At 64.1% G+C, this 20,146-nt stretch carries 20 protein-coding genes; 9 read left to right on the forward strand and 11 right to left on the reverse strand.

The window, feature by feature from the left end; translation table 11 throughout:
• Positions 1-46: 46 nt before the first annotated feature.
• Positions 47-1,417, forward strand: a complete 1,371-nt coding sequence (locus BWP39_RS11070; RefSeq protein WP_096720062.1) for an MFS transporter — start codon at positions 47-49, stop codon at positions 1,415-1,417.
• Positions 1,418-1,484: 67 nt separating this feature from the next.
• Here BWP39_RS11070 and otsA read toward each other — a convergent pair whose 3' ends face one another.
• The 6 genes from otsA to BWP39_RS11100 all read right to left on the reverse strand — a co-directional run bounded on the left by otsA (position 1,485) and on the right by BWP39_RS11100 (position 6,049).
• The gene (gene otsA / locus BWP39_RS11075) at positions 1,485-2,909 is read right to left on the reverse strand and encodes an alpha,alpha-trehalose-phosphate synthase (UDP-forming) (RefSeq protein ID WP_096720064.1); all 1,425 of its coding nucleotides are present in this window, start codon (positions 2,907-2,909) and stop codon (positions 1,485-1,487) included.
• Positions 2,910-3,117: 208 nt separating this feature from the next.
• Positions 3,118-3,330, reverse strand: coding sequence for a hypothetical protein (locus tag BWP39_RS11080; RefSeq protein ID WP_096720066.1), 213 nt, complete (start codon positions 3,328-3,330; stop codon positions 3,118-3,120).
• Positions 3,331-3,489: 159 nt separating this feature from the next.
• Complete coding sequence (locus BWP39_RS11085; protein ID WP_096720068.1) at positions 3,490-3,702, reverse strand: hypothetical protein; 213 nt, start codon at positions 3,700-3,702, stop codon at positions 3,490-3,492.
• Between the two features lie 67 nt (positions 3,703-3,769).
• Positions 3,770-5,176: a sigma-54-dependent transcriptional regulator gene (locus BWP39_RS11090; RefSeq protein ID WP_096720070.1), complete on the reverse strand. Its 1,407-nt coding sequence runs from the start codon at positions 5,174-5,176 to the stop codon at positions 3,770-3,772.
• Between the two features lie 279 nt (positions 5,177-5,455).
• Positions 5,456-5,695 (reverse strand): hypothetical protein, encoded by a 240-nt coding sequence (locus BWP39_RS11095; RefSeq protein WP_096720072.1) that lies wholly within the window; start codon positions 5,693-5,695, stop codon positions 5,456-5,458.
• A 36-nt stretch (positions 5,696-5,731) separates the two neighbouring features.
• On the reverse strand, positions 5,732-6,049 hold the full coding sequence (locus BWP39_RS11100) for a DUF883 family protein (protein ID WP_096720074.1): 318 nt from the start codon (positions 6,047-6,049) through the stop codon (positions 5,732-5,734).
• A gap of 262 nt (positions 6,050-6,311) precedes the next feature.
• Between BWP39_RS11100 and BWP39_RS11105 the strand changes: the two genes are divergently transcribed.
• From BWP39_RS11105 to BWP39_RS11115, 3 genes are all read left to right on the forward strand, one after another.
• Complete coding sequence (locus BWP39_RS11105; RefSeq protein ID WP_096720076.1) at positions 6,312-7,370, forward strand: sigma-54 interaction domain-containing protein; 1,059 nt, start codon at positions 6,312-6,314, stop codon at positions 7,368-7,370.
• A 261-nt stretch (positions 7,371-7,631) separates the two neighbouring features.
• Positions 7,632-8,201 carry a hypothetical protein gene (locus BWP39_RS11110; RefSeq protein WP_207556752.1) on the forward strand — a complete coding sequence of 190 codons (570 nt, stop codon included), beginning with the start codon at positions 7,632-7,634 and terminating at the stop codon, positions 8,199-8,201.
• Positions 8,198-8,734, forward strand: a complete 537-nt coding sequence (locus BWP39_RS11115; protein WP_096720078.1) for a hypothetical protein — start codon at positions 8,198-8,200, stop codon at positions 8,732-8,734. Before BWP39_RS11110 ends, BWP39_RS11115 begins: the two co-directional genes overlap by 4 nt.
• A 67-nt stretch (positions 8,735-8,801) precedes the next feature.
• Here the strand turns inward: BWP39_RS11115 and BWP39_RS11120 are convergent, their stop codons facing one another.
• Together BWP39_RS11120 and BWP39_RS11125 are read right to left on the reverse strand one after the other, a co-directional pair.
• On the reverse strand, positions 8,802-10,145 hold the full coding sequence (locus tag BWP39_RS11120; RefSeq protein ID WP_096720080.1) for an ABC transporter ATP-binding protein: 1,344 nt from the start codon (positions 10,143-10,145) through the stop codon (positions 8,802-8,804).
• 23 nt (positions 10,146-10,168) lie between these two features.
• The gene (locus tag BWP39_RS11125) at positions 10,169-11,920 is read right to left on the reverse strand and encodes an ABC transporter permease (protein WP_096720082.1); all 1,752 of its coding nucleotides are present in this window, start codon (positions 11,918-11,920) and stop codon (positions 10,169-10,171) included.
• A gap of 559 nt (positions 11,921-12,479) precedes the next feature.
• On the opposite strand from BWP39_RS11125, the gene BWP39_RS11130 reads away from it, so the two are divergent.
• Positions 12,480-14,156, forward strand: coding sequence for a sensor domain-containing diguanylate cyclase (locus tag BWP39_RS11130; RefSeq protein ID WP_096720084.1), 1,677 nt, complete (start codon positions 12,480-12,482; stop codon positions 14,154-14,156).
• A 154-nt stretch (positions 14,157-14,310) separates the two neighbouring features.
• Complete coding sequence (locus tag BWP39_RS11135) at positions 14,311-14,577, forward strand: double-stranded DNA-specific endonuclease (protein WP_096722440.1); 267 nt, start codon at positions 14,311-14,313, stop codon at positions 14,575-14,577.
• A gap of 35 nt (positions 14,578-14,612) precedes the next feature.
• Here BWP39_RS11135 and BWP39_RS11140 read toward each other — a convergent pair whose 3' ends face one another.
• Both BWP39_RS11140 and BWP39_RS11145 read right to left on the reverse strand, forming a co-directional pair.
• The gene (locus BWP39_RS11140; protein WP_096720087.1) at positions 14,613-15,929 is read right to left on the reverse strand and encodes an ATP-binding protein; all 1,317 of its coding nucleotides are present in this window, start codon (positions 15,927-15,929) and stop codon (positions 14,613-14,615) included.
• Complete coding sequence (locus BWP39_RS11145) at positions 15,913-16,638, reverse strand: response regulator (RefSeq protein ID WP_096720089.1); 726 nt, start codon at positions 16,636-16,638, stop codon at positions 15,913-15,915. The genes BWP39_RS11140 and BWP39_RS11145 overlap by 17 nt, the downstream gene beginning before the upstream one ends.
• 223 nt (positions 16,639-16,861) lie before the next feature.
• Here BWP39_RS11145 and BWP39_RS11150 point away from each other — a divergent pair, with 223 nt between their 5' ends.
• Positions 16,862-17,404 carry a periplasmic heavy metal sensor gene (locus BWP39_RS11150; RefSeq protein ID WP_207556753.1) on the forward strand — a complete coding sequence of 181 codons (543 nt, stop codon included), beginning with the start codon at positions 16,862-16,864 and terminating at the stop codon, positions 17,402-17,404.
• A gap of 108 nt (positions 17,405-17,512) precedes the next feature.
• Here the strand turns inward: BWP39_RS11150 and BWP39_RS11155 are convergent, their stop codons facing one another.
• The gene (locus BWP39_RS11155; protein WP_096720093.1) at positions 17,513-18,211 is read right to left on the reverse strand and encodes a pirin family protein; all 699 of its coding nucleotides are present in this window, start codon (positions 18,209-18,211) and stop codon (positions 17,513-17,515) included.
• 531 nt (positions 18,212-18,742) lie between these two features.
• Between BWP39_RS11155 and BWP39_RS11160 the strand changes: the two genes are divergently transcribed.
• Together BWP39_RS11160 and BWP39_RS11165 are read left to right on the forward strand one after the other, a co-directional pair.
• Entirely contained in the window at positions 18,743-19,432 is a 690-nt protein-coding gene (locus BWP39_RS11160; protein WP_096720095.1) for an ABC transporter permease, read from the forward strand.
• Positions 19,429-20,142: an ABC transporter permease gene (locus BWP39_RS11165; RefSeq protein ID WP_096720097.1), complete on the forward strand. Its 714-nt coding sequence runs from the start codon at positions 19,429-19,431 to the stop codon at positions 20,140-20,142. Before BWP39_RS11160 ends, BWP39_RS11165 begins: the two co-directional genes overlap by 4 nt.
• The last annotated feature ends 4 nt before the right edge of the window (positions 20,143-20,146 follow it).

Below are 20,146 nucleotides of genomic sequence, written 5' to 3' on the forward strand. Positions count from 1 at the left end.
GTTTCTGTTGCTGTCTTCCGCTCCCGCCACGCTCCCTTCCCCGCCGATGACCACCGCCACAGAACAAGGACTCCCGCTGCCCGCCCGCTACTGGGCGATCGTCGTGGTCGCGCTCGGCGTCACGCTCGCGGTACTCGACAGCGCCATCGCCAATGTCGCGCTGCCGACCATCGCGCGTCATCTGAATGCCAGCGCCGCGTCCTCGATCTGGGTCGTCAACGCCTACCAGCTCGCCGTGACGATCTCGCTGCTGCCGCTCGCGTCGCTCGGCGATCGCATCGGCTACCGGCGCGTCTATCTCGGCGGAATGATCCTGTTCACCGTCGCGTCGCTCGGCTGCGCACTGGCCACTTCGCTGCCGATGCTCGCGCTCGTGCGGGTGTTCCAGGGTTTCGGCGCGGCCGGCATCATGAGCGTGAACACGGCGCTCGTGCGCATGATCTATCCGCCCTCGCAGCTCGGGCGCGGTATCGCGATCAACGCCATGGTGGTGGCGATATCGGCGGCGGTGGGACCGACGGTCGCGTCAGCTGTGCTGTCAGTTGCAACGTGGCCGTGGCTGTTCGCGATCAACGTGCCAATCGGCATCGTCGCGCTCTCCGTCGGTTTGAAGGCACTGCCCGCCAACACACGGCACGACTCGCCCTACGACTATCCGAGCGCGGTGATGAACGCGCTCGTATTCGGTCTGCTGATCTTCGCCCTCGACGGTTTCGGTCATGGCGAACGCTACGCGTACGTCGCGGCCGAACTCGTCGGCGCGATCGCAATCGGCTACATCTTCGTGCGCCGGCAACTGACCCAACCCGCACCGCTACTGCCGGTCGATCTGCTGCGCATCCCGATCTTCGCGCTCTCGGTGGGGACGTCCGTGTGTTCGTTCGCGGCGCAGATGCTGACGTTCGTGTCGTTCCCGTTCCTGTTGCAGAACACGCTCGGCTTCTCGCAAGTGCAGACCGGGCTATTGATCACGCCATGGCCGCTCGCCATCGTCGTCGCAGCGCCGCTCTCGGGAGTGCTGTCGGACAAGCTGTCGGCGGGATGGCTCGGTGGCATCGGGCTGATCGTGATGGCCTGCGGACTCCTGCTGCTCGCTACACTGGGCGCTCATCCAGAGCCGTTCGAGATCGCGTGGCGCATGGCGCTGTGCGGCGCGGGCTTCGGCATTTTCCAGTCGCCGAACAATCGCACGATGCTTGCCGCCGCGCCACGCGCGCGCAGCGGCGGCGCAAGCGGCATGCTCGGTACCGCCCGGCTCACCGGGCAGACGCTGGGCGCGGCGCTCGTCGCGTTGATCTTCGGCTTGGCGCCGCAGAACGGACCGACCATCGCGCTCTACGTCGCGGCATGCTTTGCGGCGGTCGCGGCGATCGTCAGCATGCTGCGCACTACGCAGCGCGGCACAGCGACGGCCTGAGCACACGCGACGTCGTCATTCGTCTGCTCCTGAATCCCGCCCGCGCCAACACAAAGGTGCGCAGCCGCTACGACGCCGTCACATCCGCAAGCTTCACCGCCTTCTCCGCCACCGACGAAGCCGTCGCGACATTGCGCAGATCGGCGAGGAACGTATCGCGCCAGACCGACAGATTGTTTTCGCGCATCGGCGCCATCATGTCGGCGTGGCGCGCCTGGCGTTCCGCGAGCGGCATCGACAGTGCACGCTCGAGCGCTTCGGCCATCTGCGACAGATCGAACGGATTGACGACGAGCGCGCCTGGCAATTGTTCCGCTGCACCGGCAAACTGCGACAGCACGAGCACACCAGGATCGGTCGGGTCCTGCGACGCGACATACTCCTTCGCGACCAGATTCATGCCATCGCGCAACGGCGTCACGTAGCCGACCTGCGCCTGCCGGAACAGCGCCATCAGTAAGTTGCGTTCGTACTTGCGATTCAGATACTGGATCGGCGTCCAGTCGAGTTGCGCGAAGCGTCCGTTGATCCGACCCGCTTCCCCTTCGAGCGTCTGACGGATGCGCTGATAGGTCTGCACGTCGGAGCGCGTCGGCGGCGCGATCTGCACCAGCGACACGCGACCATGCCAGCCCGGCCCACTCAACAGCAGTCGCTCGAATGCCTGGAAGCGCTCGACGAGCCCCTTCGAATAATCGAGCCGGTCGACACTCATGATCAGCTTGCGACCGCGCAGACCATCGCGCAGGCTCTTCACCGCCTTGCGGTCGCTGAACTGCACGGACGCCTTCGCGATCGCATCGGGATAGATCCCGATCGGATACGCACCGACCTTCATGAAGCGGTTGTACGCGTGCAGCATGCCGTCGTCGCTCGCGCTGCCGTGACCGCCGCGCTCGATGTAGTCGACAAACGACTGCCGGTCCGCATCGGTCTGAAAACCGATCACGTCATAGCTACACATGCTCCTCACGAGTTCCTCGTGCGGCGGCACGGTGCGCAGCACCTCGGGCACCGGAAACGGAATGTGCAGGAAAAAACCGATCGGATTCTTCACGCCGAGATCGCGCAGGCACCGCGCAAACGGCAGCAGGTGATAGTCGTGAACCCAGATGATGTCGTCGGGCTGCAGCAGCGCTTTTAGCTGCTTCGCGAGTGTCTCGTTCACGCGCAGATAGCCCGTATATTCCTGTCGATCGTAGCGCGACAGATCGTTCCGGTAGTGAAAGGCCGGCCACAGCGTCGCGTTCGAAAACCCGCGGTAATACTGATCGTAATCGCGCTTCGTGAGACCGACCGTTGCGTAGGTGACGTTGCCCTGCTTCTCGATCACCGGATCGGACGGCTCCGCGACGGTCTCGCCGCTCCAGCCGAACCACACGCCACCGGTCTCCTTTAGGGCGTCCAGCACACCGATGGCGAGTCCGCCGGCAGCAGGGCGACCTTCCTGGGTCGGCGCAACGCGATTCGATACCACGATCAATCTACTCATTCGGCTCCACCTCGTTTGATAGTCATTGCATGCGGGATGTGCCTGATCGACGTATGCAAACGACGTGCCTCATCTCAAAAATAGTCGGTGATGCTGCATGCACATGCGATGGACGAGCAGAAGCCAGCCACGCTCACGCGTCGCACAGAATTTTTTCACCGGGGTGATTACGCGCGACCTGACCGATGGTCGCGGTGCGGCGTTGCGCTCAGGCGTCCTGCTCGGACCCGAGGTCGCGCTGATACTCGATCCCTTCCGGCCGCACGCCGCCCTGATTGTGTTCGCCGTCGGGTGGCGCATCAGGCGCGATGCGGTTCTGTGCGGCGGGGTCCGGGGTCGGCGGCGGGCCGTCCGATCCGGAGCCGGGGCGCGAATCGCGCTTCGAGTGGCGCGCGGAGCGCCGCAATGCAGGGTGTCTCATGGCCGTGCCTCCTGGGGAAGGCCGCCACCGTAGCGGTGGCGCTCACGTAGTCTAGAACCCGTCGCGTCAAATTGCCGGTAAAAGATGCGCCGTTTTTGTAACGGCTACATCAACGTGGCGGCGCGGCGAAGTGTCGCGCGTAAAGACTGCGCGGATAGCCTATGCGTAGCCTGCCTGGGGCGTCTGGTTCGGTTGCGGCGGCGGATCGCCGATCGGCAGCGTACCGGGCTCGGGCAGCTCGGGCGCCGGGCCCGGCTCGGTGTCGGGATCGTAGGGCTCGTCGGGCATCGGGGGATCGGTCGGCTCGGGACGATGCGCGATCATCGGATGGATCTTGCTGGGCGGCGGGTTGTGCGGCTCGTGGTGCGGCATAAAGAACTCCGTCGTGTGATTCCTTATGCCGCAGCAAGGGCTATGCCGTCAGCCGCAGCAGCCAGACTCAGGCATCCGCACCGCCGAGTGCACGCGACTCGTCGGTGGCGTCTGCTTCGTCGGCACGGTTCGCGTCGTTGCCGTATTCAACGAGGCGGTTATACAGCGTCTTCAGACTGATGCCGAGGATCTCCGCGGCGCGCGTCTTGACGCCGCCGCACTGGTCGAGTGTCGCAAGAATCAGCTGACGGTCCGCTTCGGCCAGCGACGTGCCGAACGGAATCGTCACCGCGGTTCCGGTAGCGGGTTTCGACAGCGTGATCTGCAACGGCACCGTCGCGGTACTGTCCGAATCCGTGCCCGACATGATGTGCGCGCGCTGCACGTAGTTCTTCAGCTCGCGCACATTGCCCGGCCACGGGTACGACATCAGCATCTCCTTGACCGCGGGCGGGAAATGCTTGCGCGTGCTGTGTCGCTCGTTGAGATCTTCGAGGAACGCCTGCGCGAGCAGTTCGACGTCCTTGCCGCGCTCGCGCAACGGCGGCAGGCTGATCGGAAACACGTTCAGGCGGTGATAAAGATCGAGACGCAGCTTGCCTTCGAGCACCGCCTGCTCCGGGTCGCGATTCGTCGCGGCGATCACGCGCACGTCGGTCTCGATTTCCTTCGTCGTCCCGACGCGCATGAACATACCGGTCTCGAGCACGCGTAGCAGTTTCACCTGCAACTCGACCGGCATCTCGGTGATTTCGTCGAGAAACAACGTGCCGCCGTTCGCGCGTTCGAAATACCCCTTGTGCTGACGGTCCGCCCCGGTGAACGAACCGCGCTCGTGGCCGAACATCTCCGACTCGATCAGGTTCGGCGAAATCGCGCCGCAGTTCACCGCGAGAAACGCATGCTTGCGGCGCAGGCTCAACTCATGCACGGTCAGTGCCGCCACTTCCTTGCCGGTGCCCGATTCGCCGACCAGCATCACGGACGCCGCCGTCGGCGCGACCCGGCCGATCTGGTCATAGACCTCTTGCATCGCCGGCGAATTGCCCAGCATCGAGCCGAAGCGACCCATCCGGCGCAACTCGCCGCGCAGCGTGCCGATCTCGGCCTTGAGGTCGCCGGGGCGCGGCAAACGCGACAGGATCGCCTTCACGCGCTGCATGTTGATCGGCTTGACGAGGTAGTCGGCGGCGCCCATTTTCAGCGCGCTCACGGCAGACTCGACCGTCGCATGACCGGTGATCACGATCACCTCGACACCCGAGCGCGGATCGAGATCTTCGAACAGGTCGACGCCGCTGCCGTCCGGCAGCTTGAGATCGGTAAACACGACATCCGGCATCTGCCGCACGAGCTGGATGCGCGCCTCGCGCAAGTCGCCCGCCGTGGCAGTGGTCAAGCCGTCTTCTCCGATGATGGCGGCCAGCGCCTCGCGGGTCGCCGGATCGTCATCGACAATCAGTACGTGTGGCATCGCGCCTCAGTAGCGTGGATGGGATGGGAATGCCGAAATGCAGCGGGGAAACGGGATAAACGCGGGATAAACGCACCGCGACAGAAGTGGATGCTCACCCTGCGAGCCGCTCCCCTCGCGGCTCCCTGCACATCGACTTAGCACAACCGCGCAACAATTACTGCTTTTGCGCAGTAAAAATTACTTGATTGTTGTGAATTTGATCATTATACGGCGATATTACGAATAGACGAACAACCGCCGGGGTAGTGACGCATGCCGTCGATGGGTTGGGACGCGTCAGCCGCGCGGAAATGGCCACGCGTTCCCGTTGGCGCCCGGATGATGCAAGCCGTTCGCGCCTTTTACTGCCGGCGCCGCCGGTGCAGCCCGCGCGATTGCGCCACCCTCGCCCTCCCAGCGGCTGACTTCGCGCGCCGTCGTTGTCTGGGCAGCGCGGCTCTTCTGCACGCAGCGCAGCGCGAGAATGCCGCCGACCGCAACCAGTACGCCGAATAGTCCAATCCGATGTCGTGCCATCGCGAATCTCCGTAGATAAGCGGAACCTTGCCTCTATCAACGCGCAGCCAGCGCACCGAGCACGAAGCCGATACCAGCCGCAATGCCGACGGCCTGCCACGGGTTGTGGCGCACATAACGTTCGGTGTTGATAGCCGCTGCCCGATAGCGCCGATGCGCCGCCGACTGCGCATCGGACAGCGTGTCCTGCAGCGCATCGACATGCGTGCGCAGACGCTCGCGCAACGCATCGACGCCCTCGCCGGGTACCGCGCCCGCGAGCCGCAGCATCTCTTCCGAGTCGGTCAGCAGCACGCGCAGATCCTCGACGATCTTCTGCCGGCCGAGGGCCAGTTGTTCCGTGGTTTCTGTCATCTAACGCTCCAAGGTCGTGGATTCGCGGCGGCTATCGGGCTTTACGTGGCTTTCAGGTTTTCGCTTCGAGCGCCGCCATTCACGTCTACACCGCGCAAGCCGCGTACCTGCCCTGGATACGAACACTGAATCCAACACCGGCAAACAGGTCGAAGCACGCTCGTGTGCATTGCCGCACCCTATCCCTGGATGGTTAAATCATTTTTTGTGAGATAGTGAACTCATCGAACACCGAACCACTTTTGCACAGGACTACCCGTTTATGGCGTCAATCGATCTGGACTCGCCCACTGCCGGCGGCACCACAGCGGCACAGGTGAAGCCTCGCAACGCACAGCACGTTGCGGGGCTCAGGTCGTATGGTCTGTTGTATGGCTCGTCGCCGGCGATGCTCGATCTCTACGAGCAGATCGAGCGCGTCGCCTCCACCGATGCAACCGCGCTGATCATCGGCGAATCGGGGACCGGCAAAGAACTGGTCGCGCGGACGATCCACGATCAAAGCACGCGCAAGGAAGCGCCGTTTATCGCGGTGAACTGCGGCGCGATTCCCGACGAACTGATCGAGGCCGAACTGTTCGGCCACGAGAAAGGCAGTTTCACCGGTGCCGTTCAAGGGCGGATCGGCTACTTCGAGCACGCGAACAACGGCACGCTGTTTCTCGACGAGGTCACGGAGATGTCGCCGGTGCGCCAGGTCAAACTGCTGCGCGCGCTGGAGACGGGCACGTTCTTTCGGGTCGGCGGCACGGAACTGATTCACTCGAATGTGCGCGTGATCGCCGCGACCAATCGCGACCCAGCCGTGGCCGTCAAGGAAAACGGCCTGCGCGAAGACCTGATGTACCGGCTCGCGGTGTTTCCGTTGCGCGCGCCGCCGCTGCGCGAGCGCGAAGGCGATCGCGAACTGCTCGCGCAATACTTCCTCGCCGCACTGAACGAACAGGAAGGCGCGAACAAGACGTTCAGCAAACGCGCGCTCGACACCCTGCGCACGTGGTCGTGGCCCGGCAACGTGCGCGAACTGAAGAACGCGATATACCGCGCATTCATCCTCGCGGAAACGGTCGTCGAACTGCCGCATCCGCATCTCGCGGCGCGCATAAAAAAGCCGCTCACCCAGGGCGACTCGATGAGCGTGTGGATCGGCACGCCGCTCGCGGATGCGCAGAAGCAGATCATCCTCGGCACGCTGAAGTACTGCGGCGGCGACAAGCGACGCGCGGCCAAGGCGCTCGGCGTGAGCCTGAAAACGCTCTACAACCGCTTGAGCACCTACGGTGACGAAGCGGCTGACGAACCAACCAGCGACGAAGCGTAATGCGTGCGGCCGCGGCATGCGGCGATGCATTCTCGCGATACCGTCCGATACGTTCGAGCGCGTATAGACCACCTACGCGACGCCACGATTCAAACCACAACGCTTAAACAAAAGAACCCACGCACTGCACGCACTTTTGCAATTGTTTGCACTTTTCCTATGCCAATTGCAAAAAGCATCCTGCACAATGCCACTGCATAAAAGAAGCCACGCCGCGCAATGTTATCGCGCGTGGCGCATGCAGGAGCACAGACAGGGAACATGCCAAACAGAATGCACCGGGCCGCCCGCGCCTTACCTCCAGGTCTCGCATCACTCACTGCGCTGACCCTCGCTTTGGCAGCGCTCTCTGCCAGTCTCGGCGGATGCAGTTCACTCTATTCCGAAGGTGCAGTCGCCGGCGCCGGCATCGGCGGCGCAGCACTCGCCAGCAAGGTCACACACAACGCTGCGGTAGCCACCGGCATCGGCCTCGGCGCAGTCGCCGCCGCGCGAGCCGGCGTCCAGTACACAGAACGCGTCGTCCACCGCGATACCCAGGATGGCATCGCGAAGATCGCCGGTCCGCTCGATGTCGGCGCCATCGCGCCGTGGAGCGTCACCCACTCCGTCCCGCTCGAAGACGACGAACACGGCCGCGTCACCGTGAGCCGGACCATCAGCAGCGGTGAACTCGATTGCAAGGAAATCGTCTTCTCGGTCGATCGGACCGCCACGCAGAATGTCCCCGCTGCGAGCGCGTTCTATGTCGCATCGATCTGTCGCGACGGTGCCGCGTGGAAATGGGCCTCGGCTGAACCGGCTACCGAGCGCTGGGGCGCGCTGCAATGAGCGGCCGCATTGCTCACCGTCGCATGTGGGTGAAAGCGCGCGTGGCACTGGCCGGTGTGCTCTGCATCGGTGCCGGTGTGCTGCTGAACGGTTGTTCGTCGGTGGGTGCGGCGAGCGGTGCGGCAGCCGGTGTCGCGACGGGCCTCGTGACTGTGAACCCGGCGGTCGGCATTGGTGTCGGCATCGCCGTCCAGGCCGCCACCGACGAAGCCGTCAACGGCTTCATGCGCGACATGCATAGCGATCAGCAGAACCTGATCGCCGCGCTGGCCGGTGCGATGCCGGTCGGCGATGCGCGGCTATGGAGCGTCAAGCACACCCTGCCGATCGAGAACGGTCACGGCGAAGTCCGCGTGACGCGCGCGTTCGCCTCAGCGCTCGCGATCTGCAAGGAGTTCGTGTTCTCGGTGGTGGATGGCGACGGGCCGCAGGCGCCAGCTCGCTGGTACATCGCGAGCGCCTGCCGTCAGGACAAGGGATGGAAATGGGCGTCGGCGGAACCGGCCGTCGATCGCTGGGGCAACCTGCAGTAACGCTCGCAGTGGCATGGCACGCGCCGCCTGACGCCGTGCCACACCACCACGCGCACACTGCCGTCGCTCAGGACTCCACGTCCTCGAGACTGAAAATTTCCGTCTGGTCGTTATACGAGAAGATCTCGCCGTAACGGCCCCAGTCGATCACGGAATCGAGCGTCTCTTCCGCGGCGCTGTCCGACAGAAAATCTTCCAGCTCCTGTTCGAAACGCACACGCGGCGCGCGATGGCCGGGGCGTTCGTTGAGCACCTTCTTGATCCGCGCGGCAAGCGGCACATGGCGCAACAGATGTTCCGCGAACATCATCTTGCGCTCCTGCGTACCGAACTCCGAGAACACGCGCGCGGGCGGCGTGAGGAACACGTCGCCTTCGCGCACGTCGGCGAACCCAAGGTACTGCAGCACTTCGGCGATCGGGAACAGATCATCGACCTCGAGATGCAGCGAACGGGCGATTTCCGGCATGTCCGCGCGACCGTGATACGGCGGCGCCGCGAGTGTTTCGATCAGACCGGCCATCAGGTTGGTCGACACCTGCGGCAACCAGCTGCCCAGTTCCAGCCCCTTCTTCGTCGCCTCGTCGGTCTGACGCGCGGTCATCTTCGCGTAGATGTCGTCGACGAGCCGGCGGAAGGCCGGGTCGAGCCGGTTGCGCGGATGCTTGAACGGCACCTTGATCTCCGCGATCACGCGGCCCGGATTCGACGACAGCACCAGAATCCGGTCGCACATGAACACCGCTTCTTCGATGTTGTGCGTGACGATCAGCACCGACTTGATCGGCATGCGCCCTTGCGTCCACAGATCGAGCAGATCGGTACGCAGGGTTTCGGCGGTCAGCACGTCGAGTGCGGAGAACGGTTCGTCCATCAGCAGCAAGGTCGGATCGACGACGAGCGCGCGCGCGAACCCGACGCGCTGCCGCATACCGCCGGACAGCTCGCGCGGATACGCGTTTTCAAACCCGTCGAGACCGATCAGATCGATCGCGGCAAGCGCCCGTTCGCGTCGCTCGCGTGCTCCGACGCCCTGCGCCTCGAGGCCCGCTTCCACGTTCTGCAGCACGGTCAGCCACGGGAACAAGGCGAAGGTCTGGAAGACCATCGCGACGCCCTTGGCGGGGCCGTCCAGCGGCTGGCCCATGTAGGTCACGTCGCCGCCGGTCGGCTCGATCAGTCCGGCGATGATACGCAACAGCGTCGACTTGCCCGAGCCCGAACGACCCAGCAGGCCGACGATCTCGCCTTCGCGCAGCGCCACGTTCACGCCGTCGAGGACCAGCAGTTCGCCCTGCGACTTGTTGAAGCCGCGGCACACTTCCTTGACGTTCAGGATTTCGTCGCCGAGGCGCGGCGGCCTCGGCATATCGGTGGACCCGGCGGTTACGGCAGCTTTAGGATTTTGCATCGCGTTTGGCCTTAATGAAGCGGTCAGTCGAGCCGAAGCTTGGATTCAGCATAGGCGTACATCGGACGCCACAGCAGGCGGTTGAACAAGGTCACGAACAGCGACATCACGGCGATGCCGAGGATGATCTTCGGGAAATCGCCGGCGGCCGTGGTTTGCGCGATATACGAGCCGAGGCCGTGTGCCGAGAGCCGGGTATCGCCCCACTGCACGTATTCGGCCACGATGCTGGCGTTCCACGCGCCGCCCGACGCCGTGATCGCACCGGTCACGTAGTACGGGAAGATGCCCGGCAACATCACCTGGCGCCACCATTGCCAGCCGCGAATGCGGAAGTTGGACGCCACCTCGCGATAGTCGTTCGGATAGGAACTCGCGCCTGCAATCACGTTGAAAAGGATATACCACTGGGTGCCGAGCACGATCAGCGGCGACAGCCAGATGTCCGGGTTCAGGTGAAAACGCACGATCACGATCACGAATACCGGGAACAGCAGGTTCGCCGGGAACGCGGCCAGAAACTGCGCCAGCGGCTGGATCTTCTCGGCGAGCGCCGGACGCAGCCCGATCAGCACACCGAGCGGTACCCAGATCACCGACGACAGCGCGATCAGCAGCGCCACCCGCAGCAACGTGATGAGCCCGAGTACGATCACATGCCCGACTTCACCGAGCGACACGCCGGTGCTGACGTATTCGATCACGCGATACACGACGTACACCGTCAGCAGGATCACGAAGATCGCCCACACGATGTCGCCGACGCGCGACGATTTCTGCCGCTGCGGAATCGCGAAGCGCGCGCGGTCGAACGACGGCAGACGCAGCGGCACACGAGCCGCGTTCGCGAACAGCCAGCCGAGCGGCACGAGCAGACGGTGAATCAGCCGCGTGCGGCGGATCAGGTCGAGCAGCCACGACTCCGGCGCATCGCCCGAACTCGTGTTTTCCATGCGGAACTTATCGGCCCACGCGACGAGCGGACGGAACAGCAGTTGGTCGTAGGCAAGAATCACGACGGTCATGGCCAGGATGACCCAGCCGATCGCATGCAGGTTCTTCTCGGAGATGGCCTGCGCGAGAAACGCGCCGATGCCCGGCAGCGTGATCGTGTTGTTGCCGACCGTGATCGCTTCCGATGCAACGACGAAGAACCAGCCGCCCGACATCGACATCATCATGTTCCAGATGAGACCGGGCATCGAGAACGGGACTTCGAGCTTCCAGAAACGCTGCCACGACGTCAGATGGAAACCGCGCGACACTTCGTCGAGATCGCGCGGCACGGTGCGCAGCGACTGATAGAAGCTGAACGTCATGTTCCAGGCCTGGCTCGTGAAGATCGCGAAGATCGCCGCGAGTTCGGCGCCGAGCACACGGCCCGGGAACAGCGCCAGAAAGAAGGTCACCGTAAACGAAATGTAGCCGAGCACCGGCACCGACTGCAGGATGTCGAGAATCGGCACCAGCACGAGACCGGCGCGCCGGCTCTTCGCCGCAAGCGTGCCGTAAACCAGTGTGAAGGTCAGCGAAGCAACCATTGCGGCAAGCATGCGCAGTGTCGTGCGCATCGCGTATTCGGGCAGATTGGTCGGATCGAGCGAGATGACCTGGGTTTTCAGCGTCGATATCGGCGCCATCGATTCATGAAAACCGATCGCCGCCATCGCGATCAGGCAGATGATCAGCGGGAACGCGACGAAGTCCCAGCGGTTGGGCAGAACCCGCCATGCGGACGCATTGGCCGTGCGACTCAGATTGAAACTGAAGTCCATCAGATGCCCTCCCGATAGCGGCGAGCCGGGATCGGACCCGCCGTGCAGACTGTGGAAAGCCGCGTCCAGCGCGGGTGGCAGGGGAAGGATCGGTCCGGAAAGCGGAAATCAGACATGACTGGACGCTTGTGCGCGGTAATTCGTTGGCGTTAAGACGCAGTGGCCGGGTGTGGCAACCGGCGCGGCGAACAGCACCGGCACCTGCTGCACGAAGAACGCATTCGTTACGACGGGGCAACGGAGCGTCCGGAAACCGGCGAGCTTTCCTTGTTTTGGACGGCACGACACTACTACAACCTGTGTTTCAGGCACAACCTTTCGCGGCAAAGGAGCGGCTGAATCTGCGGCCGCCTCGCTCGTCTATCGTCTGAACGTCGCATGCGAGCCACACCCCCGCGGCGCCCACGCATTCAGACAACGCCTCGCTCAACCGTGATGAACCTGCCGACGTACGTGCGCGCGAGCACACATCCGCGCATACCTCCGGCGGTTAAAATCGAACCGCCGCGCCAAAAACGACCTCGCGGCATCCAGACAAAATCGACGGACCAGAGGGTCGATGAACAGGACTAACTTGCGTGCGGCAGCCGGACCCGTCAGCCTTCTGCTGATTGCGTTCGTCTGCTGGTTCGCGGCCGGCCTGGCCGCGGACCGGATGGTACAGCAAGAACTGAATGCCGCGGTACGCACGCAGCGGCAGATGTCCGCGTCGGTGGTCGATAACATGGCCCAGGTGATCGCCAGCGACTTCGCGATGTTCCGCGCTGTCCCCGCGACGATGGCCGAACTCGATACGATCCAGCACGCGCTCGCGCAGTCGCAGGATTATGCCGCGAACGGCGCCGGCACGGAACCGCCGCAACGCGACGCGCTGCTCAGGCAACCTGCGCTGGCCGCGATCAGCCGCTTCCTGAGCAACGCTCAGGGCTACTCCGGGCTCGACAACATCTGGCTCGTCAATGCCAACGGCCTGTGCGTGGCCTCGAGCAACGCGACCGCGCAACGCTCGCTGGTCGGTATCGACATGCACTCGCGCGCCTGGCTGACGAATGTGTTACTGGGTGCCTTCGAGGAGATTTACGGGGTGACGGCCAGGCACCGCGAGCCCGGCATCTTCATCGCCGTGCCGGTTTACGACGACGGCGCGCTGGTCGGCGCGGTCGTCGCGCGGGTGGGCATCGCGAGATTGCGGCACTGGGTCGCGCACCCGGGCACCTTCGTGACCGACGGCAATGGCGTGATCATCATGGCCCACGACAACACGCTCGAAAACCACGCACTGCCAGGTTCGCGTGCGACGCAGATGAGCGCCGCCGAACGTAGCGAGGTGTATCGACGGGATAATTTTGCGGACCTGAGCATTCGTCCCGTCAGTCAGTTGCACGACGACGCGCCGTGGGTACCGGACGCGCTAGCGGGCCAGTTCTTCCAGACGCGCGTCCACCAGTTACCCGCGCTATACGAGGTACGCGACGGTCTGAACTCGAAACTCGCCTCGCATATCGTCGATCCGGTCGCCGCGTGGCCGGAGCTCGTGTACACGCACCGGCGCGACCGTGTGCTGGTATTCGTCACGCTCGCGGGCGGCGCCGCCCTGCTTTGCGTGCTCACCCTGTCGTACCTGCGCGAGCGCCGCCATCATGGCGCGACGCGTCACCTTGCCGAACAGTTGCAAGCAGCCAATACGCTGCTCTCCGCCGAGGCACGCCATGATGCACTGACCGGTGCACTTTCGCGGCGCTATTTCCTCGACCTGCTGCGCCACGAGATCGAACGCGCGCGGCGCGCCGGCGAACCGCTATGCATGGCCATCGCCGATCTCGACCATTTCAAGCAGATCAACGACCGCTTCGGCCATGCTGCCGGCGACCGGGCGCTCGAACACTTCGTCGATACCTGCCGGATCGAGCTGCGCGACGGCGATGCGATCGGCCGGCTGGGCGGCGAGGAGTTCGGCATCCTGCTGCCGGCCACCGCGCTCACGGCCGGCTTCGAAACCGTCGAGCGGCTGCGCACCCGGCTCAAGAGCGTGCCTTCCACAACCCTACCGGCGCCGGTCAAGCTCAGCGTAAGCATCGGGATCACCGAACTCGGCCCCGACGATGCGGCAGAGCGGCTGATGAGCCGCGCGGACCATGCGCTTTACGCGGCGAAGTCGGGCGGGCGCGATCGCAGCGAAGCGGTGCGTGCCGGCGATGCGACGCCACCCGCGCGCACCGCTGCGATCACCTGGTGATCTGGTGGTCTGGTGAATGCGGCCACTCGGGCACGGCAAGCCGGAGTAGATCGATTCGTCGTGACTTCAGCGCTTCCGGACGAGGCAGGTATCATCACCCTTCGCGACTTTCGTCAGAAGGTTGATGTCGTTACTGCTCTACCGGGAGGTTTGCATGAAGGGAAATCTGGTCATCGTCTGCCGCGATCACGATGCCGATGCGTTCGACCATCTGCTGGCCGAATACGGCGCATTTCAGACCCGCCTGTCGTCAACCGCGTGGTACCTGAAGCTGGCTGTGGCGCCGGAACTGATTCAGGAGGAAATCCTCGCGCGCCTCGGCAAATACACGACGCATTACATCTTCGAAGCGGAAACGGTGACGTGGAACACCGTAGACAGTGAAGCCGCCGCCGCGCTCAACACGCTCTTCACCGAATAGACGAACGGGCGCGAATAGACGATAAGCGCCGCAGTCTACCAGGCGCTCTGCGCGGCCGTGGCCACCTTCGGCATGACTTCGTCCGGGAACGTCATCAGCACCCGCAGACCGCTTCCGTCGTGATTGCCGATTTCCCATTCGCCGCCCGCGCGACGCACCAGTCGCTCGACGATCGCGAGACCGAGCCCGCTATGACCGTTGCCGCCGCGCGCCGGATCGAGCCGCACGAACGGCCGGCTCGCGTTGAGCAAATCCTGAGCGGCAATCCCCTTACCGTTGTCGCTGACCGATAGCGTGAATCCACCCGCGACGCGCGCAGTCGCCACGACGATCGGCGGTGCGCCGTACGCGTGTGCGTTATCGAGCAGATTCGACAGAATCCGGTCGAGCGTCGCGGCTGGCAGCCGGAAGCCCTCGCCTGCCGCCAGATCGCTCTGCACAGCCGGCGCACCGGCCGCCACGGCACGATAGCTGCGCACGATGCGGTCGCACTGCGTATCGACCTCGACCGCTTCGCTGCGATCCGCGCCGTCGTGCGCAAACACCAGAAACTGCTCGACGATATGGGTCATCGAATCGACGTCGCGCACGACGCCGTCGCGCGTCTTCGCTTCGTCCATCATCTCGGCGCGCAGCCGCAGCCGCGCGAGCGGCGTCTTCAGGTCATGCGCCACACCCGCGAGCATGACCGCGCGGTCGTTCTCGGTACGCGCGACTTCCTGAACCATCTGGTTGAAACCATGCGTGAGTTGCCGCAGTTCGCGTGGCCCGCGTTCCGGTAGCGGCGGCACGGGCAAACCGCGGCCGAAGCGCGCAACCGCCTGCGCCAGCGAGCGCAACGGCTGCTGCAACTGCCAGGCGGCCAGCAACGCCGCCATCACGCCAGCGGAAAAGATGATGGTCAGCCACAGCACCATCCGGTCGAACGAGCGCGGCGGTCGCAACGGCTGCACGGGCACGACGATCCAGTTGGGGTCGGTAGCCGCGCGCACCCACAGCGTGGGCGGCTTGCCCGGTGTGCCGATGCGCACCTGGGTTGTGTTCGGCACCCGGTCGCGCACATCGTCGACAAAACGGCGCAGCGACGCCGGCAGATTCGGATTGTCCGGCGGCACGGCATCGCTGCTGGGATCGACCAGCCGCACCCGCGACGGCAACGGCTGATCGGGATCGTGCACGACGTGCTGGCGCACGGCGTCGACGAGGAACACCGCCTCTTCTACTGCGTAGCGATTCTGAAACTGGTTGCGTTCGAGGCGAAACAGCACATAGCCCGCGAAATGCGATATCAGCAGCACGCCGACGACCAGGAACGTCAGTCGTCCGAACAGCGTATCAATGGGACGGCGCATGTTGCTCGCCGTCAGGCACAAAGACGTAACCGCGCCCGCGCACTGTCTGGATGAAGCGTGGCACCGAAGGATCGGTTTCGAGGATGCGCCGCAGACGCCACACCTGCACGTCGATGCCGCGATCGGTGCCGTCGTATTCCGGGCCGTGCAGCAGTTCGAGCAGGCGTTCGCGCGTGAGCGTGCGCATGGGGTGGTTGACGAAGATCTTCAGTAGCGCGAATTCACTGCCCGACAGCGTAAGCGGTCGGCCTTCCTGATGCAGCGTGCGTGACTGGAAATCGAGCGTGAAGCGGCCGAACGTAAACGGCTCGCGCTGCTCCGGCGCCGCCGCCGACGGCAGCGTACGGCGCCGCCGCAGCACCGCCTGCACGCGCGCCAGCAGTTCGCGCGGGTTGAACGGCTTGCCGAGGTAGTCGTCCGCGCCGAGTTCGAGACCGACGATACGGTCCACGTCGTCCGCACGGGCAGTCAGCATGATCACCGGAATATCGTCGCCGGCCGCGCGCAGCTTGCGCAGCGCGGTCAGCCCGTCGACGCCGGGCATCATCAGGTCGAGCACGATCAGATCGGGACGCTCGCGTTCGAGCCGGCGTTCGAGCGAGCCGGCATCGTGCAGCACCGAAACCTCGATCCCTTGACGGGCAAGGTAGTCGCGCAGCAGGTCGCGCAGTTCGACGTCGTCGTCGACGACAAGGATTTGAGTAGTCATGGGGCGAAGTTTAACGCGCCAGACCAGCCGTTTCGGCCCCCGCCGGTCGTCAAAGGGTTACCGGGTGTTACCGCGAAAGGCGCGCGTAACGTCGCGTAACACCGCCGGCATGCGGCGTAACACGACGCACCGGGTGCGCCTCTACGCTGTGCATTACCGGATGCGGCGACGCTGTTTCCGTACCTGCCGCATCGCCGGCTAGTTCATCACAAGGAGTACCTCGATGTCCAACAGTATGTCCGTCAAACCCACGCGCTTCCTCGCCGTTGCTGCCGCCTCGCTCGCTCTGGGCGTCGGCATCGCCTACGCCGCAGGACCGTCCGACGCCGCCGCGGGCGGCCCCGGCTGGCACCACGGTCACTTTGAGAAGCAGTTGAACCAGTTGCACAGCCAGTTGAACCTGAATGCCGATCAGGAAAAGCAATGGCAGGCCGCGCTCGACACGATGAAGCAGAATCGCAGCGCAGCACGTGCGAATCATCAGCAGATGAAGCAGCAGTTCGAGGCGCTGCAGCAGCAGCCGATTCTCGATCTGAACGCGCTGCATGACGCGCACCAGCGCGTCGAACAGCAGAACGCGCAACTGCGCGAGCAGACCACGACCGCCTGGCTGAACTTCTACAACGGCCTGAACGATCAGCAGAAGACCATCGTTAGCACTGCGCTGAAACAGCACTTCGCGAAGATGGCGGCACGCCGCGACAAGATGCACGAACGCTGGGAACAGCATGACGGCGCGTCGGGGGCGATTGGCCTCAAACCATAAGCGCGGTCGGTGTGCATAAAAAAACGCCACGCGGCAATTCGTCGCGTGGCGTTTCTGCTTCTGCGTCTGTTTCTATCTGCAACTACTGCCGCAACGGCGGCAACGGCGTCAGGCAAGATCGAACAGCAGTACTTCGGCCGCTTCGCCATTCGTGAGCGTCACGTTATCGACACCCTCGATCATCGCGGCGTCGCCGGCCTGCAGCGCGGTGCCGTTCACGCTCACTGCACCGCGCGCGACGTGCACGTACGCGCGCCGTCCCGCCGGCAGGGCGAACTGCCCTTCTTCCGCGCCGTCGAACAGCCCCGCGTGGATCGATGCGTCCGCATGGATCGTCACCGACCCATCGTGCCCATCCGGCGAAGCGACGACGCGCAGACGGCCGCGCTTCTCGGCATCCTCGAAGCGCTTTTCCTCGTAGCCCGGCTGGTCGCCGACGCGCTTCGGCATCACCCAGATCTGCAGCAGATGCAGCGGCGCTTCCTTCGACGCATTGAACTCGCTGTGCTTGACACCGGTACCGGCGCTCATCCGCTGAACGTCGCCGGGGCGGATGGTCGAGCCGTTACCCATGCTGTCGCGATGCGATAACGCACCATCCAGCACGTAGGTCACGATTTCCATGTCGCGATGGCCGTGCGCGCCGAAACCCTGTCCGGCTGCAATGCGGTCTTCGTTGATCACGCGCAGCGGGCCATAGTGCGTATGTGCGTCATCGTAGTAGTCAGCAAACGAAAAGCTGTGATACGAGTCGAGCCAGCCGTGGTTTGCGTGGCCTCGCTCGGCGGAGCGGCGAATCTCGATCATGTCGATCTCCAGTCATCAATGTGCGATGTCAACAATGTATGGCCGACATGCCCCTCATACAATCCGCGCCACTGCACCGGATCGTTCCGTAAATCCACCCAATCCGCGGCGTCATGTCGCGAGCGATAGCGGTTTTTCCCGCTACCCGTGATGGTGTACCCGACTGGCGCACCCCGTCTGTTCGGGTAAAATACCGCGCTTTTCCGGTGGTCCGCATCGGGACACTTCCCCGCACAGCCCTGTCCACCGGGCGGCGCGAGGAAATGCAGCGTACGAAAGATGAAAGCGGCGGCGCATTTTTGGCCGCCTAGACTACAGGCGCTAACGGGTACACGCGGATCACACGCAGTCAAAAGCAATCGTAGTCAGTCGGAAAACGCGCTGTCGGGCCGGCAACGGCAAGGCAGTCATGATTTGCACAGCGGCACACCACACCGCGCGCATCGCTGGAGTTCACCGGGACTCCGCGGTACGCGCGCACTGGTAGCCGCGTCTTTCGCGGGGCGCAACGGCGCACCGTCAGGGACCCTTATGTTTCTTCAAGGCTACGGCCCGCTGATCCTCTCCGGCACGTGGCAAACCGTCAAGCTGGCGGTCTTGTCGCTTGCCTTCGCCTTCCTGCTCGGCCTGCTCGGCGCAGCGGCGAAGCTGTCGAAGAACCGGCTGACCAACGGCGTCGGCACGCTGTATACGACGCTGATCCGCGGCGTGCCCGATCTCGTACTGATGCTGCTGCTGTTCTACAGCATCCAGATCTGGCTCAACAACCTGACCGACCTGCTCGGCTGGGATCAAATCGATATCGATCCGTTTGTCGCGGGCGTCGCGGTGCTCGGCTTCATCTACGGCGCGTATTTCACCGAAACCTTCCGCGGCGCGTTCCTTGCGGTGCCGCGCGGCCAGCTGGAGGCGGGCTCGGCCTACGGAATGAGCGGCTGGCAGGTGTTCTCACGGATCATGTTCCCGCAGATGATGCGCTTCGCGCTGCCCGGCATCGGCAACAACTGGCAGGTGATGGTGAAGGCGACCGCGCTGGTGTCGATCATCGGTCTCGCCGATGTCGTCAAGGCCTCGCAGGATGCCGGCAAGGGCACGCTGCGGTTCTTCTTCTTCACCCTGCTCGCGGGTGCGATCTATCTGGGCATTACGACGGTGTCGAACTTCGTGCTGATGTACCTCGAAAAGCGCTACTCCACCGGCGTACGCAAGGCGGACCTATGATCGAGCTGTTTCAGGAGTACTGGCGCAACTATCTGTACACCGACGGCTATCGGTTCACCGGCGTCGCGATCACGCTGTGGCTGCTCGCCGTGTCGATCGGACTGGGCTTCTGCCTGTCGATTCCGCTCTCGGTTGCACGCGTGTCGAAGAAGAAGTGGCTGTCATCGCTGGTGTGGCTTTATACGTACGTGTTCCGCGGCACGCCGCTGTATGTGCAACTGCTGCTCTGCTATACCGGCCTCTACAGCCTCGAAGTGATCCGCAATCACGAACTGACCAACGCATTCTTCCGCGACGGCATGCACTGCACGCTGCTCGCCTTCACGCTGAACACCTGCGCGTACACCACCGAAATCTTCGCCGGCGCGATCAGGGCCACGCCGTACGGCGAGATCGAAGCGGCCCGCGCCTACGGCATGTCGTCGTTCACGCTGTACCGGCGCGTGATCCTGCCGTCCGCGCTGCGCCGCGCACTGCCCTACTACAGCAACGAAGTGATCCTGATGCTGCACGCGACGACCGTGGCATTCACCGCGACCGTGCCGGACATCCTCAAGATCGCGCGCGACGTGAACTCCGCCACGTATCAATCGTTCGGCGCATTCGGCATTGCCGCCCTGCTGTACCTCGCTATTTCGTTCACGCTCGTCGGCCTGTTCCGGCGTGCCGAACGCCGCTGGCTCGCCTATCTGCGGCCGCAAGGGAAATGAGTCA

It is taken from the genome of Paraburkholderia acidicola, from assembly GCF_002362315.1.
Classification (GTDB): domain Bacteria; phylum Pseudomonadota; class Gammaproteobacteria; order Burkholderiales; family Burkholderiaceae; genus Paraburkholderia; species Paraburkholderia acidicola.